This is a genomic window from Gilliamella sp. B2887 (assembly GCF_026537015.1).
GTDB lineage: Bacteria > Pseudomonadota > Gammaproteobacteria > Enterobacterales > Orbaceae > Gilliamella.
Map to the genome: position 1 here is coordinate 1 of NZ_JAFNMX010000004.1, position 14,389 is coordinate 14,389.

At 36.2% G+C, this 14,389-nt stretch carries 13 protein-coding genes and 1 pseudogene; 9 read left to right on the plus strand and 5 right to left on the minus strand.

Going from position 1 to position 14,389, the window contains the following annotated elements:
- Window positions 1-188: hypothetical protein (locus J3U13_RS04485; RefSeq protein WP_267340424.1), on the minus strand; the 188-nt coding region annotated here is incomplete at its 3' end.
- A 509-nt stretch (window positions 189-697) separates the two neighbouring features.
- Between J3U13_RS04485 and proP the strand changes: the two genes are divergently transcribed.
- Window positions 698-2,203 carry a glycine betaine/L-proline transporter ProP gene (proP, locus tag J3U13_RS04490; protein ID WP_267340426.1) on the plus strand — a complete coding sequence of 502 codons (1,506 nt, stop codon included), beginning with the start codon at window positions 698-700 and terminating at the stop codon, window positions 2,201-2,203.
- A 431-nt stretch (window positions 2,204-2,634) separates the two neighbouring features.
- On the opposite strand, the gene pgeF is transcribed toward proP, so the two are convergent.
- Window positions 2,635-3,402 carry a peptidoglycan editing factor PgeF gene (pgeF, locus tag J3U13_RS04495; RefSeq protein WP_416380314.1) on the minus strand — a complete coding sequence of 256 codons (768 nt, stop codon included), beginning with the start codon at window positions 3,400-3,402 and terminating at the stop codon, window positions 2,635-2,637.
- Between the two features lie 8 nt (window positions 3,403-3,410).
- Window positions 3,411-4,385 carry a 23S rRNA pseudouridine(1911/1915/1917) synthase RluD gene (rluD, locus tag J3U13_RS04500; RefSeq protein WP_267340430.1) on the minus strand — a complete coding sequence of 325 codons (975 nt, stop codon included), beginning with the start codon at window positions 4,383-4,385 and terminating at the stop codon, window positions 3,411-3,413.
- A 92-nt stretch (window positions 4,386-4,477) separates the two neighbouring features.
- Here rluD and bamD point away from each other — a divergent pair.
- The 6 genes and pseudogenes from bamD to infA all read left to right on the plus strand — a co-directional run.
- Window positions 4,478-5,200 (plus strand): annotated as a pseudogene (gene bamD, locus J3U13_RS04505) (outer membrane protein assembly factor BamD); the annotation flags it as partial.
- A 302-nt stretch (window positions 5,201-5,502) separates the two neighbouring features.
- Entirely contained in the window at window positions 5,503-8,085 is a 2,583-nt protein-coding gene (leuS, locus tag J3U13_RS04510; RefSeq protein ID WP_267340433.1) for a leucine--tRNA ligase, read from the plus strand.
- Between the two features lie 34 nt (window positions 8,086-8,119).
- Window positions 8,120-8,614 carry an LPS assembly lipoprotein LptE gene (gene lptE / locus J3U13_RS04515; protein WP_267340435.1) on the plus strand — a complete coding sequence of 165 codons (495 nt, stop codon included), beginning with the start codon at window positions 8,120-8,122 and terminating at the stop codon, window positions 8,612-8,614.
- A gap of 9 nt (window positions 8,615-8,623) precedes the next feature.
- Window positions 8,624-9,628, plus strand: a complete 1,005-nt coding sequence (gene holA / locus J3U13_RS04520; protein WP_267340436.1) for a DNA polymerase III subunit delta — start codon at window positions 8,624-8,626, stop codon at window positions 9,626-9,628.
- Window positions 9,622-10,278: a nicotinate-nucleotide adenylyltransferase gene (gene nadD / locus J3U13_RS04525; RefSeq protein WP_267340438.1), complete on the plus strand. Its 657-nt coding sequence runs from the start codon at window positions 9,622-9,624 to the stop codon at window positions 10,276-10,278. The genes holA and nadD overlap by 7 nt, the downstream gene beginning before the upstream one ends.
- A gap of 225 nt (window positions 10,279-10,503) precedes the next feature.
- Window positions 10,504-10,722: a translation initiation factor IF-1 gene (gene infA, locus J3U13_RS04530; protein WP_025315083.1), complete on the plus strand. Its 219-nt coding sequence runs from the start codon at window positions 10,504-10,506 to the stop codon at window positions 10,720-10,722.
- A gap of 107 nt (window positions 10,723-10,829) precedes the next feature.
- On the opposite strand, the gene J3U13_RS04535 is transcribed toward infA, so the two are convergent.
- On the minus strand, window positions 10,830-12,308 hold the full coding sequence (locus J3U13_RS04535; RefSeq protein ID WP_267340439.1) for an amino acid permease: 1,479 nt from the start codon (window positions 12,306-12,308) through the stop codon (window positions 10,830-10,832).
- A 172-nt stretch (window positions 12,309-12,480) separates the two neighbouring features.
- Window positions 12,481-12,747 (minus strand): hypothetical protein, encoded by a 267-nt coding sequence (locus J3U13_RS04540; RefSeq protein WP_267340440.1) that lies wholly within the window; start codon window positions 12,745-12,747, stop codon window positions 12,481-12,483.
- Window positions 12,748-12,875: 128 nt separating this feature from the next.
- On the opposite strand from J3U13_RS04540, the gene yeiP reads away from it, so the two are divergent.
- Entirely contained in the window at window positions 12,876-13,448 is a 573-nt protein-coding gene (yeiP, locus tag J3U13_RS04545; protein WP_267340441.1) for an elongation factor P-like protein YeiP, read from the plus strand.
- A 14-nt stretch (window positions 13,449-13,462) separates the two neighbouring features.
- Window positions 13,463-14,359 (plus strand): tRNA 2-thiocytidine(32) synthetase TtcA, encoded by an 897-nt coding sequence (gene ttcA, locus J3U13_RS04550; protein ID WP_267340442.1) that lies wholly within the window; start codon window positions 13,463-13,465, stop codon window positions 14,357-14,359.
- Window positions 14,360-14,389 lie beyond the last annotated feature (30 nt).

Genomic DNA, 14,389 nt, shown 5'->3' on the forward strand with positions numbered 1-14,389 from the left:
CAGGGCTGGTTGAGTTGTTCATTGCCGGCAACCTGTAAAACCGAAATCGGCGCGCTTTGACCATCGACAGTTAAGGTATAGCGATTATGGACGGTGCCTTTCTTCAGACTGCGCTTTAATCCATGTTTTAAACCATGACTTAAACCATTTTCCAATGGATTGATCAGATGGGTTAATCCTTTATCCATGTTATCCTCGATATATTTCATGTGCACGGCAAAAACAATTTTGCTATTTTGAACTACATATTAGTGATGTAAACAATTGATCATAATTATTAAGCTAGGCTATAAAATACTTCTTTATAGATCATTTTTCAATCGCCAAATGACTAGCAATCAGTCATTTACATGATTGTCTAACTGTAACGTTTATGAATAAATACAGGTTAATAATTTAATAAAAAAATTAAACTGTTAATTGTGTGCATTTTACATAATTGGGGCATTTTGCTATAATCAGCACCTAATTTTTATGAAAAGGGATGGTTTTGTCGAGATTCAGTTAATTTAAAATGCATCAACAAAACATCAATTTTGCTTTTTAATATCCTCTTTTTATCTTTACTTAATTTTTCATCAAAAATATTTAAATGAATACCACGCAGTTAATAAATAATTTAAATTTTATTAGATAGTTATTGATTAGCAACCAATTCACTCTGTTTCATTTATTGTATGAAGAAAGGCGGTATTTTATGAAGAAAACTATAAAACCGAAAAATCACCCATTGAACATAAATGACATAACTATTATTGATGACAGCAAATTAAAAAAAGCCATCATTGCAGCAGCACTTGGTAACGCAATGGAATGGTTTGATTTTGGTGTTTATGGCTTTTTAGCTTATGTATTAGGACAAGTTTTTTTTCCTAATGCTTCACCAAATGTACAAGTGGTTGCTGCATTAGCAACTTTCTCGGTGCCTTTTTTAGTTCGACCATTGGGGGGATTAGTATTTGGCATATTAGGCGATAAATTTGGTCGCCAAAAAGTACTTTCTATCACCATCATTATCATGTCATTAAGTACATTTTGTATTGGGTTGATTCCTTCCTATGCATCAATTGGTATTACCGCACCAATATTATTATTGTTAGCTAAATTAGCACAAGGCTTTTCGATTGGCGGTGAATATTCTGGTGCCGCCATTTTTGTGGCTGAGTACTCGCCAGACCGTAAACGAGGATTTATGGGCAGTTGGCTGGATTTTGGCTCTATTGCAGGGTTTCTAGTGGGCGCTGGCTTAGTAGTGCTATTATCAACTCTCCTCAGTGATGCTAACTTCCAATACTGGGGATGGCGGATCCCATTTTTATTTGCTCTGCCATTAGGGCTAATTGGTCTATATTTACGCCATGCATTAGAAGAAACGCCAGCATTTGTACAACATACTGATTCAATGGATAAAAACGAACAAACCCATGTCGCAAATCCACCTAAAATGACTTTCAAAAAAATCATTACTCAGTATTGGAAAAGTTTATTTGTTTGTGTTGGATTAGTTATTGTGACTAATGTCACCTATTACATGCTTCTAACCTATATGCCAAGTTACTTATCACACAATTTAAATTATCATACTGATCATGGAGTATTAATAATTATTGCTATTATGATTGGCATGTTATTTGTACAACCAATGATAGGGTTAATTAGTGATAAAATAGGACGTAGACCCTTTATAATAGGAGGAAGTCTTGGATTACTTATTCTTTCCTATCCTGCCTTTGTAATGATTAACAGTGATGTGATTGGCCTTATTTTTTTAGGATTATTGATATTGGCGGTTTTGCTAAACTGTTTTACAGGAGTAATGGCATCAATTTTACCAGCCATCTTTCCAACCAATATCCGTTACAGTGCCTTGGCTATCTCATTTAATGTTTCAGTGTTGATTGCTGGCGCAACACCAACTGTTGCCGCTTGGTTAGTGGAAGAGACAAATAACCTCTACATGCCCGCTTATTACTTAATGATTGTTGCATTAATAGGATTGCTTACTGGTATAAAAATGAGAGAAACCGCCAATCAACCACTACGAGGTGCAACGCCTGCGGCATCAGATCGTTCTGAAGCAAAAGAGATCTTATCGAATCACTTTGATTCCATCGAGCAAAAAGTGGAAGATATCGATGAACAAATCGAAAATCTGCAGGAACAGCGGCAAGATTTAGTCGATCAACATCCAAAATTAGATTGAAGTTTTGCTTGTTTCAGCTTGAATTTGTTTTTTATCATATGGATATCTTTTCTAATTAAGGCTTTTATTGCAAAAGCCTTAATAAACCATCACGAACAATTTGTAAAAAATATTCAGGAGTCTATACCGCTTCATTTTATTTTTATCCCTTAAATTTCATTTTTCAGCAACAAGTCAGATTCTAAATAGACTTTGTTTCTATCAGATGGATCTTTTGGTTTTGGTTAAATTTCATTTTTTAAATGTTATAAAGCTTTAATAAACGATTTTGACTCGGACATGATTGAGCATATTCACAATATCATAGCCTAAATCCAGCAAAATCGGATTTGCAATATTCAATAGGTCAATATTTCTTATTGATTTCAATTGAAATTAGATTATGCTATAAATGCTAGATCGTATTTTTATGTAGCATCCTACTTTACGGTTCAGTCAAACCAAATCATCGATGCCATTCGACCCGTCTTATTTTCACGACGATATGAAAAAAATTTATCTTGTTCAGTGTAGGTGCAGTAGTCACCACCAAACACATTAACAACTCCCATAGCTTGCAGACGTTGTTTGGCTATTAGATACAAATCAGCCAGATATTTTTTCTCAGTTGGATTAATTAAAGTGAAAGCCAGCTTAGCGTTAGAATCGATTTTTTCAAATTGATGTTTGACTTCAACACCTACCTCAAATTTTTTTACACTGATGGCGGGTCCCATCCAAGCTAATATTTCATTGGTTGGGCACGCAAATTTTTTAACCGTTTCTTCTAAAATACCATAACATAACCCTCGCCAACCCGCATGTGCAGCAGCAACTTCATCCCCTTTTATCGAACAAAATAATACAGGCATACAGTCCGCTGTTAGCACGACACTAACTTGCTTTGGTTGATGGGTATAAGAAGCATCGGCTTCAAATGTTCGATGAGTATTTATCATGCCTGTTGGCGCTTGTAGAGTAATTTGTGAAATATCCAATGCTGTAGTGCTATGCGTTTGAGTAAGCCAATAAGGTTCACTTGGTATCTGCTGGGCGCGAATGATACGTTTGCGATTTTCAGCAACATGCTCTAAATTATCATCAGTACGATTACCCAAATTTAAACTGGCAAATGGCGCTAAACTGACACCACCAGTTCTGGTTGTAGTAAACGCATGAATATTTTTAGGTGCAGTCCAATAAGGGTAAATCGATTTGATCATCTTGGTTACCAATCCAGTTCATCTTTGTGAAGTTCAGTATCTTCCTGTAATGCTAGAATTAAGTTTTGCATATCTTCAGGAAGAGGCGCATGCCACTCCATCTGTTCACCTGTAACAGGATGGAATAGACGTAACATAGTAGCATGCAGTGCTTGCCGATCAAAATTACGTAAGTTTTGAATCAACGATTCATTGGCACCTTTTGGCGGTCTCGGACGTCCTCCATATAATGGATCACCAACCAGTGGATGTGCTATATGTGACATATGCACACGGATTTGGTGAGTTCGCCCGGTTTCTAAACGTAAGCGTAAACGCGTATGTAATCGATATCTTTCCATTACTCGATAATGTGTTACCGCAGGTTTACCTGTCGGGAATACCGCCATATGTGTTCGTTTAGTGGGATGCCGTGTGATCGGTTGATCAACTGTGCCACCTGCGGTAATAATTCCCATTGCTACTGCTTCATATTCACGGGTGATTTCGCGCAGTTGTAATGATTCAACTAAATGCGTTTGGGCTACAATTGTTTTTGCGACAACCATTAAACCAGTTGTGTCTTTATCTAATCGATGAACAATACCCGCACGTGGTACACGCGATATTTCTGGGTAATAATGCAATAAAGCATTTAATACAGTGCCATTGGGGTTACCTGCGCCCGGATGCACAACCAAATCTCGAGGCTTATTAATCACTAAAATATCATCATCTTCATAAACAATATTAAGTTTGATATCTTCTGGCTGATGATAAGTTTCTTCCTCAATTTCAGCGTTTATGCATATTTTTTCACCACCAAGAACACGTTCTTTCGGTTTATTGACAATGATATTGTTGACTGTAACTTTATTATTAACGATCCAATCTTTAATTCTCGATCTTGAGTAATCAGGGAAAAGTTCTGATAACGCTTGATCTAAGCGCATTCCTAGCTGGGTGTGTTCAATTTCGGTCGATAATTTTAACTCGTGCATGTGTAATTTATCTATTTTAAGCTGTTAGGATTTAGAGTATTATATACCAATCATTGCCTTTAATGTTTAATTAAATTTGGACTGAAAACCGAATGAAACTACGTTTACACACTTTATTAGCAATCACTTTAGCTAGCATGCTAATTGGCTGTACTTCTTCTAAGCCAGATGTTGAAAATGTATCAGAATTAGATCTACATAACAAAGCTCGAAGTGAACTCGAAAGTGGTAACATAAAATCCAGTATTACCATATTAGAGACAATCGATAAGAACTATCCATTTGGTCCTTATTCACAACAAGTACAGCTTGACTTAATTTATGCCTATTATAAATCCGGTGATTTTCCATTGACTATTGCGTCAATTGACCGATTTTTAAAATTGAATCCAACTCATCCCAATATAGATTGGATTATCTACATGCGCGGTATCACTAACATGGCACAAGATGATAATACTATCCAAGGTTGGTTTAACGTCGATCGTTCCGATAGAGATCCTGATTTTGCTATGGCTGCGTTCAAGGATTTTACCTATCTTGTTTCAAGTTTTCCAGACAGTCCTTACGCTGCTGATGCCCAGAAACGTTTGATCTATCTGAAAAATAGATTATCTCGGTACCAATTAAAAATTGCAGAGTATTACACTAAACGTGGTGCTTACGTTGCAGTAATTAATCGGGTAAGCCGAATGATATCGTTATTTCCTGACACAGACTCAACGAAAAAAGCACTTTTATTGATGCGCAATGCTTATAATGAATTGGGCTTAGCTAACGAAACCCAAAAAGTCGATGAGTTAATTCAAGCGAATTTTGAAAATATGCCTAAAGAAGAGCAAAAATCATTATTATCGAGATTGACCAGTGTATTTAATGGCGGTTAAAACTTAATAAGCGGAGATCAACTCCGCTTATTATTTTTGCCATAATCTGAAAAACCATTATATGTAGATTATTCATTTCTATCAGTTAATGCTTTTAGTCAACTGCCCCTTCTTCTTTTTGCTTAACAATTCAGACAAACCATGCATATAACGTTTGTAAAACACTACAATAACCAATACAATTAGCAAATTATTTTTATTAGCAATAATAGATAGGACATTAATTCGTCATGCAAGAACAATATCGCCCCGATGAAATAGAAGCCGCCGTACAACAACATTGGCTAGAAAATAAAACTTTCCACGTTACAGAAGATCCATCCAAAGAAAAATATTACTGTTTATCAATGCTACCTTACCCTTCTGGGCGTTTACATCTTGGTCATGTTCGTAACTACACAATCGGCGATACCATTTCACGTTATCAACGCTTAAATGGCAAAAATGTATTGCAACCAATTGGCTGGGATGCATTTGGTTTACCCGCTGAAGGTGCAGCGGTTAAGAACAATACTGCTCCAGCAAAATGGACCTATGAAAATATTGCTTATATGAAAAAGCAGTTACAATTGTTAGGTTTTGGTTATGATTGGGATCGCGAAGTTACGACTTGCCGCCCTGAATATTATAAATGGGAACAATGGTTTTTTACTAAGCTGTATGAAAAAGGTTTAGTCTATAAAAAAACGTCTGCCGTCAACTGGTGTCCTAATGATCAAACCGTACTTGCTAATGAACAAGTCATTGAAGGTTGCTGTTGGCGTTGCAGTACCCCAGTTGAACGTAAAGAGATACCACAATGGTTTATCAAAATTACGGCATATGCAGAAGAGTTGCTTAATGATTTGGATACCTTAGAAAGCTGGCCTGAACAAGTTAGGACTATGCAACGTAATTGGATTGGGCGCTCAGAGGGCGTTGAATTTGATTTCGCCGTCGAAAACTATGCGGATAAATTACGTGTTTATACGACCCGTCCTGATACTTTAATGGGCGTAAGTTTTGTGTCAGTTGCAGCAGAACACCCTCTTGCACAATTAGCCGCTCAAAGCGATGCTAAACTTGCTGAATTTATTGCCGAATGTAAAAACACTAAAACTGCTGAAGCTGATATGGCGACGATGGAAAAGAAAGGTATGCCAACGGGCTATTATGCCATTCATCCATTAACTGGCAATAAAGTGCCAGTTTGGATCGCTAATTTTGTACTAATTGAGTATGGTACTGGTGCAGTTATGGCAGTACCGGGGCACGATGAGCGTGATTACGAATTTGCTACTAAATATAACCTACCAATTAAACCGGTTATTTTGAACCAAGAAGGTAATGCACCCGATCTTTCTAAGCAAGCTTATACCGAACATGGTAAATTATTTAATTCTGGCGAATTTAATGGCCTTGATTTTGAGCAAGCATTCAATGCGATTGCAGATAAGCTAACTGCTCTTGGTATTGGTACTCGGAAAGTCAATTATCGCTTACGCGATTGGGGCGTTTCACGCCAACGCTATTGGGGTGCACCAATTCCAATGGTTACTCTAGAAGATGGCACCACGATTCCAACACCGGAAGATCAATTGCCTGTTATCTTACCAGAAGATGTCGAAATGAATGGTATCACAAGCCCAATTAAAGCCGATCCTAACTGGGCTAAAACTATGGTTAATGGTCAACCCGCCTTACGCGAAACCGACACTTTCGACACGTTTATGGAATCATCTTGGTACTACGCGCGTTATACTTGCCCTCACTATGACAAAGGCATGTTAGATGAAAAAGCAGCGAATTATTGGTTACCTGTCGATCAGTATGTAGGCGGTATTGAGCATGCGATTATGCATCTTCTTTATTTCAGATTCTTTCATAAGTTAATGCGTGATTTTGGTTTAGTCACATCTGACGAACCAGCCAAACGTTTACTTTGCCAAGGCATGGTATTAGCTGATGCATTTTATTACACCAGTCCAACGAATGAACGTATTTGGGTATCACCAACAGAGGTGACCATTGAGCGTGATGAAAAAGGTCGTATTGCTAAAGCTGTTGATAATAAAGGTAATGAACTTGTGCATGCAGGTATGACAAAGATGTCAAAATCCAAGAATAATGGTATTGACCCGCAAGAGATGGTCGAAAAATACGGTGCAGATACTGTTCGCTTATTTATGATGTTTGCCTCACCTGCTGATATGACCCTTGAATGGCAAGAATCAGGTGTTGAAGGTGCCAATCGCTTCATTAAACGTGTATGGCGTCTAGTGTATGAGCATGCACAAAAAGGCCAAACAGCAGAGCTTAATGTTGCCTCACTTGACAACAATCAGAAATCATTACGTCGTGAATTACATAAAACGATTGCCAAAGTAAGTGATGACATTGGTCGCCGTCAAACATTTAATACTGCAATTGCGGCGGTAATGGAATTTATGAATCGCTTGCAAAAAGCACCTCAAGAATCTGAACAAGATCGTGCATTAATGAACGAAGCGTTAAATGCTATTGTTCGTTTACTTTATCCTATGATGCCTCATGCTTGTTTTGTGATGTGGCAAGCGTTAGGACACAGCCAATCCATTGATGATAGCCAATGGCCAGTTGCAGATGATTCAGCAATGGTTGAGGATGAAAAACTCATTGTGATACAAATCAATGGTAAAGTACGCGGCAAATTTACCGTACCAGCAAATGCGGATCAAGATTCGGTCATAGAACAAGCTAAACAAGAACCCAATATCCAAAAATATTTGGTTGATGTTTCGATTCGAAAAGTGATTTATGTGCCTGGTAAATTATTAAATCTTGTTGTTGGTTAATATTGTTTATAACTCAATATAGGCGGTAGTGGATATGAAAAAATATTTAGCTTTTCTCATGTTATTAACAATATCCTTAACTGGATGTGGATTTCATTTACAACACGAGACAGAAGTGCCAACACGTTTTAAAACGATGTCTTATGTAAGTCATGATCCTTATGGACGGCTTTCACGAGATATTAAAGAATTGTTACGCGATAATCACGTTACGTTAGCCAATACTGGGGATTCACAAAATCATCCAGTATTAAAGGTCGTAAGAGATTCATTAAATCGTAGCACAATATCAATTTATAAAGATGGTAAAGCAGCGGAATATCAATTAGTTTTAACTGTTGAGACACAAGTGATTATCGAAAATGAAAAAATTTACCCAATTAATGTTCGTGTTTTCCGAACATTTTTCGATAATCCATCAGCCGCGCTTGCGAAAACGACTGAACAAGATTTGATTGAAGATGAAATGTATGTGGAAGCAGCCAAACAAATTATTCGAAAATTAAAATCTGTTGATGCCATTAATTAACAAATTGATATGATTAAAATCAACGCTGATCAAATCACAACAAAATTAGGATCGCCTTATTATTTAATAATAGGGAATGATCCTTATTTACAACACTATGCCCACACTCAATTAAAAACCTCTTTTAAACAATTAGGATTTAATGAACCATACACGTTTAATATAGATAATCAAACCGATTGGTCAGCTATCTTTGACAGTTGCCAAGAAATGAATTTGTTTTCTGACAATACATTGATTTTATTGGATTTTGGTGAAGGTTCAATCAATACCAATATTACCACTAAGCTCAATGCGTTAAGTGAAATGTTAACTTCTGATGTTGTCTTAATCATTAATGTAAATAAAATCACTAAAACGAATGAAAACGCACCATGGTACAAAAGATTATCTGATAAGTTAGTTGTGGTAAGTTGTAATACTCCTGATGAGGTTCAATTACCTAAGTGGGTTATCAATCATCTGCAGCAAAAACAGATGCAGATTGAACCACAGGCAATTGAGTTACTCTGTTACTATTATGAGGGTAATTTACTTGCATTAACTCAAATTATTGAACAATTAAAATTACTGTTCCCAAATCAGACTATCAATTATGATCAAGTCGAAAGTAATATTAATGATTCAGCAATATTTTCGCCTTATCATTGGATTGATGCAATGATGTCACATAAAACTAAGCGCGCAGTCCATGTAATGCAACAGCTAAAGATGAATGAATTTGAACCATTAATTTTACTGCGTATTATACAACGAGAACTTATCTTACTCATCAATTTGAAAAAAGGATTATTAACCAAATCGTTTAAACAAGTTTTTGACGAATATAAAATTTGGCAAAATAAAAGACCGATGTATAGCGCTTATTTAAATCGTTTTGATATTAAAGATCTATTTAATACACTCAAGCAACTGACTGAAATTGAAATACGTTTTAAACATGATAATCAATTACAAATTTGGGATGCTTTATCTGCTCTAACACTTCAATTTATGGGATTGAATAAATGTTAACAGCTTTGTTAGGTGGTACATTTGATCCCGTGCATTATGGACATATACATCCCGCTATGGCTTTAGCCAAAGAAATTGGCTTAACCCAAATTAGCTTATTACCTAACCAAACTCCTCCACATAAACCACCGCCAGTAGCAACAACTGAGCAACGTCTGGCGATGCTAAATTTGGCGATAGAGGATGTTCCTTTATTTTCAATTGATACTCGGGAAATATCATCTGAAAAATTAAAGGGACCTTCCTATACAATTGAAACGTTAGAAAAATGGCGTCAGGAAAATGGTTATGAAAAAGGGTTAGCATTTATTATGGGTCAAGATTCATTGCTGAGCCTACCTACTTGGCATAAATGGCAAACACTGCTTGATTATTGCCATTTGCTCATTTGTCGTAGACCTGGCTATGCAGAAAAAACCAATAATATCGAGTTACAAAATTGGATAGCTGCACATCAGACAATGAATGTTAAAGATTTACATGATTCTCCTTATGGTTACATTTTTTCTGCTCATACACCACTTGAAAATATTTCAGCTACGGAAATCAGACAAAATATCAACACTAAACAAAACTATAAAAATTTGTTGCCAGCTAAAGTTTGGCATTATATTCATCAACATGCACTTTATAACACAAAGAAAAAGTAGAAAGGACTTTACATCTGACAGTTTTTTCGGCATTATTTTGCCGCTAAGTTTATATATTCTAAATTCAGTTTTTTTATGTTTATGCTGTAATTTGCGAAGTCCTATTTTAAACAATCAATATGGTAACGAAAAAGCTTATGGTTTTTTCACGCACATGTTAATCGTGTGAAATATGATTTGCAATTTAAGTATATTTAATTTGTATTTATTATTTAAGAGGCCCAAATGGCAAAAGAAGATAACATTGAAATGCAAGGTACAATACTTGATACACTCCCAAACACGATGTTCCGTGTTGAACTCGAAAATGGTCATGTTGTTACTGCACATATTTCTGGTAAGATGCGAAAAAATTACATTCGTATTTTAACTGGTGATAAAGTAACTGTTGAAATGACGCCTTACGATCTCTCTAAAGCACGTATCATATTCCGTAGTCGCTAATATCGTTATCAAAATAATCCACACAACCGATTATTTATCTCTTTCTTAATAAAAGGCCGTCGACAAACGTCGACGGAAAATTAGGAAGTTTTGGAAAATCTGGAGCATTAATCTGCTTTGGAAAAATCCATTTCATCGTATTTTACCCATTTGGTCTTTTTGACTATTTTGTAGGTAAAATAAATCGCAAAGAATAATGGTATACCAATGTAAGTGGCAATTACACCATTCCAATCTATAGTGTCTTGTAAAAACGCTTCATAATTTTGTCCTAAAGTAATAATTAAGCATAATACAAAGGCAAAAATAGGACCAAATGGAAAGCAACTTGAACGGTAAGGCAATTTATTGACATCATTACCTTGAATCAGGTAACCCTTTCTAAAACGATAATGGCTAATAGCAATGCCAAGCCAAGCAATAAATCCTGTCATACCCGACATATTAAGTAACCACAAATAAACGGCTTGATCTTTATACATTGAAGTTAAAAAACAGAGCATCGCAACAAATGTGGTTGCTAACAATGCTGCACGTGGTACACCTGATGATGATAAGTGACCAAATATTTTTGGTGCTTTTCCTTCTCGAGCTAGTGCGTAAAGCATACGTGTTGATGCATAAAGACCCGAGTTACCTGCAGATAAAACTGAAGTTAAAATAACGGCATTCATCAAAGCCGCAGCTGACAACAGTCCAGCATGTTGGAATACTAATGTAAATGGACTAACACTGATATCCGCTTCATCATTGCGTAGCAAATTAGGATCAGTATAAGGAATAATCAAACTGATAACTAAAATTGCAAAGATATAAAATAATAATATACGCCAAAATACTTGTCGCATAGCTCTTGGGATATTTTTTTCAGGATCCTTTGATTCACCCGCTGCAATACCAATTAATTCAGTACCTTGGAATGAAAATCCAACCACCATTGCGACACCAATCATTGATGAAAATCCACCGACAAAAGGCGCATCACCGACTTGCCAGTTTTGCCAACCTGCACTTTCTGCACCACGTAAAATGCCGATTATCATCAACAATCCAACAACGATAAATACAATAACTGTGACGACTTTAATTAAAGAAAACCAAAACTCAGCCTCACCAAATCCTTTGACGGAAATATAATTTAAACAAAATATAATGCTTAAAAAGAGTAGACTCCATAACCAACTGTAAGCCCCTGCATCAATCCAATACGAGATAACCAACTGAGCGGCAACTAAATCAACAGCAACAGTTATTGCCCAGTTATACCAGTAGTTCCAACCGATTGCAAAACCAAATGCTTCATCGACATAACGTGCACCATAAGTTGCGAATGTTCCTGAAACAGGTAAATAGGCGGCAAGTTCACCAAGACTGGTCATTAAAAAATACACCATCACGCCAATAATGGCGTATGAAAGTAGCGCACCACCTGGGCCTGCTTGAGCAACTGTTGCACCAGATGCAACAAATAGCCCCGTTCCGATTGAACCACCGATAGCAATCATCGTTAAATGACGAGCTTTTAAATCTCGTTTTAATTTATTTTTCATAACAATGTTCTTCTGTTTATTGATATTAAATTTCATAGAAAAAACAGCTATCAGTTAAGATATTTCCTAATCTGTATAGCAAAAATTAATTCTATAATTATTGATATTTATTACTAGATATTGAAGTGCGGTGAAGTTTATCAAAAAAACAACTTTTCGAGATAAATAATTCTAATAATCGATCTGGTTTGTTAAATTTAAGCAATACTTAATTGCTAGTCAACTGTTCTAATTGAGTTAAATAATGCATAGCGTGTTGTCGATTATTGCCACACATTTCAAAACAGGGTTTTAATCGACCACAAACTAACGTTCTTGATGGTTGCTTGAAAAGACCACATTGAAAATTATCATCTAAATGAATGCAAGCAATACCTGCAGGTTTGCCATTAGGCATACCAGGAATTGCGGATGAAATTGAGGGTGCAATACAGCAAGCCCCACATTTTTTTCGACATTCATATACATTAACCATACTATTTCCTTTATTTTAAGGTTTTTCGACAAATTTTGATGGTGACAATAGCAAGTTAGCGGTAAAATAGCGAGCTCATTTTTACCTTGTCTGATCCTTACTATCATAAATTGTGAAGAATAAATATTATGGCTAAAGCAAATGAAATAAAACGTGGCGATGCGGTCACATACAATGGAAAACTCCTTCTTGTTAAAGACATCGATGTTCAAAGTCCTAGTGCTCGCGGTGCCAGTACACTGTATAAAATGCGTTTTACCGATGTAAAAAACGGAGGTAAAGTAGAAGAACGTTTCAAAGGTGATGATATTATCGAAACCATTGAACTTTCTCGTCGTCCAGTCAGTTTTTCTTATATCGATGGCGATGAATATGTGTTTATGGACAATGAAGACTATACGCCATTTATCTTCAAAAAAGAACAAATTGAAGAAGAGTTACTGTTCATTCCAGAAGGTGGTATGAATGGCATTCAAGTGTTGATGGCGGATGGTGATGTGATTGCCTTAGAATTACCACAAACAGTAGATTTAGAAATTATTGAAACCTCACCAAGCATCAAAGGTGCTTCAGCAAGTGCTCGCACTAAACCAGCCACATTATCAACGGGTCTTGTTATACAAGTACCTGAATACATTGATAACCATGAAAAAATCAAAATTCATATTGCTGAACGTCGTTACATGAGCCGTGCTGAGTAATCTATAAAATTGTGATGAATACATATAATCAAAATAAATTACATAAACGATTGCGTCGCTTAACTGGCGAGGCAATCGCTGATTTTAATATGATCGAAGATGGCGATCGTATTATGGTATGTTTATCAGGTGGTAAAGATAGCTATACTCTACTTGATATCCTTATTAATTTGAAAATGAGCGCACCGATCAACTTTGAATTAATAGCGGTAAATTTAGATCAAAAGCAACCAGGATTTCCTGAACATATTCTACCTCAATATTTAGAATCATTAGGTATTGAGTATAAGATCGTACAGGAAAATACTTACGGTATTGTGAAAGAAAAGATCCCTGAAGGTAAAACTACCTGTTCGCTTTGCTCACGCTTACGACGGGGGATATTATACCGCACGGCAACCGAACTGGGCGCGACCAAAATAGCATTAGGGCATCATCGTGATGATATTTTAGAAACCCTGTTTTTAAATATGTTCTATGGTGGTAAGCTAAAAGCCATGCCTCCCAAACTGATGAATGATTCTGGTGAGCATATTATTATCCGTCCCCTTGCTTATTGCAAAGAGAAGGATATTGCCAAATATGCTGAAATTAAGCAGTTCCCAATTATTCCTTGTAATCTTTGTGGTTCACAACCAAATTTACAACGTCAAGTCATTAAAGAGATGCTAAATGAGTGGGATAAAAAATATCCAGGTCGTATTGAAACTATGTTCCGAGCTACCCAAAATATTACTCTGTCTCACTTATGTGACACTAACCTTTTTGATTTTAGAGGAATCAAAAAAGGGGATAATGCCGTGAATGGCGGTGATATTGCTTTTGACCGCGAAGAGATTGCTCCCACCAGGAGTTTTGATGCCTCAGAACTTGAAGAGCAAGATTTGATCCTATGGAAAGAAGCAAAATAACCCCTTTCAAATAGTGAATATCCATTATCG

Bases quoted from the DNA above. Each gene is read 5' to 3' on its own strand.
- proP (WP_267340426.1), top strand. From the start codon at position 698: ATGAAGAAAACTATAAAACCGAAAAATCACCCATTGAACATAAATGAC.
- rluD (WP_267340430.1), bottom strand. From the start codon at position 4,385: ATGCACGAGTTAAAATTATCGACCGAAATTGAACACACCCAGCTAGGA.
- leuS (WP_267340433.1), top strand. From the start codon at position 5,503: ATGCAAGAACAATATCGCCCCGATGAAATAGAAGCCGCCGTACAACAA.
- lptE (WP_267340435.1), top strand. From the start codon at position 8,120: ATGAAAAAATATTTAGCTTTTCTCATGTTATTAACAATATCCTTAACT.
- holA (WP_267340436.1), top strand. From the start codon at position 8,624: ATGATTAAAATCAACGCTGATCAAATCACAACAAAATTAGGATCGCCT.
- nadD (WP_267340438.1), top strand. From the start codon at position 9,622: ATGTTAACAGCTTTGTTAGGTGGTACATTTGATCCCGTGCATTATGGA.
- infA (WP_025315083.1), top strand. From the start codon at position 10,504: ATGGCAAAAGAAGATAACATTGAAATGCAAGGTACAATACTTGATACA.
- J3U13_RS04535 (WP_267340439.1), bottom strand. From the start codon at position 12,308: ATGAAATTTAATATCAATAAACAGAAGAACATTGTTATGAAAAATAAA.
- J3U13_RS04540 (WP_267340440.1), bottom strand. From the start codon at position 12,747: ATGGTTAATGTATATGAATGTCGAAAAAAATGTGGGGCTTGCTGTATT.
- yeiP (WP_267340441.1), top strand. From the start codon at position 12,876: ATGGCTAAAGCAAATGAAATAAAACGTGGCGATGCGGTCACATACAAT.
- ttcA (WP_267340442.1), top strand. From the start codon at position 13,463: ATGAATACATATAATCAAAATAAATTACATAAACGATTGCGTCGCTTA.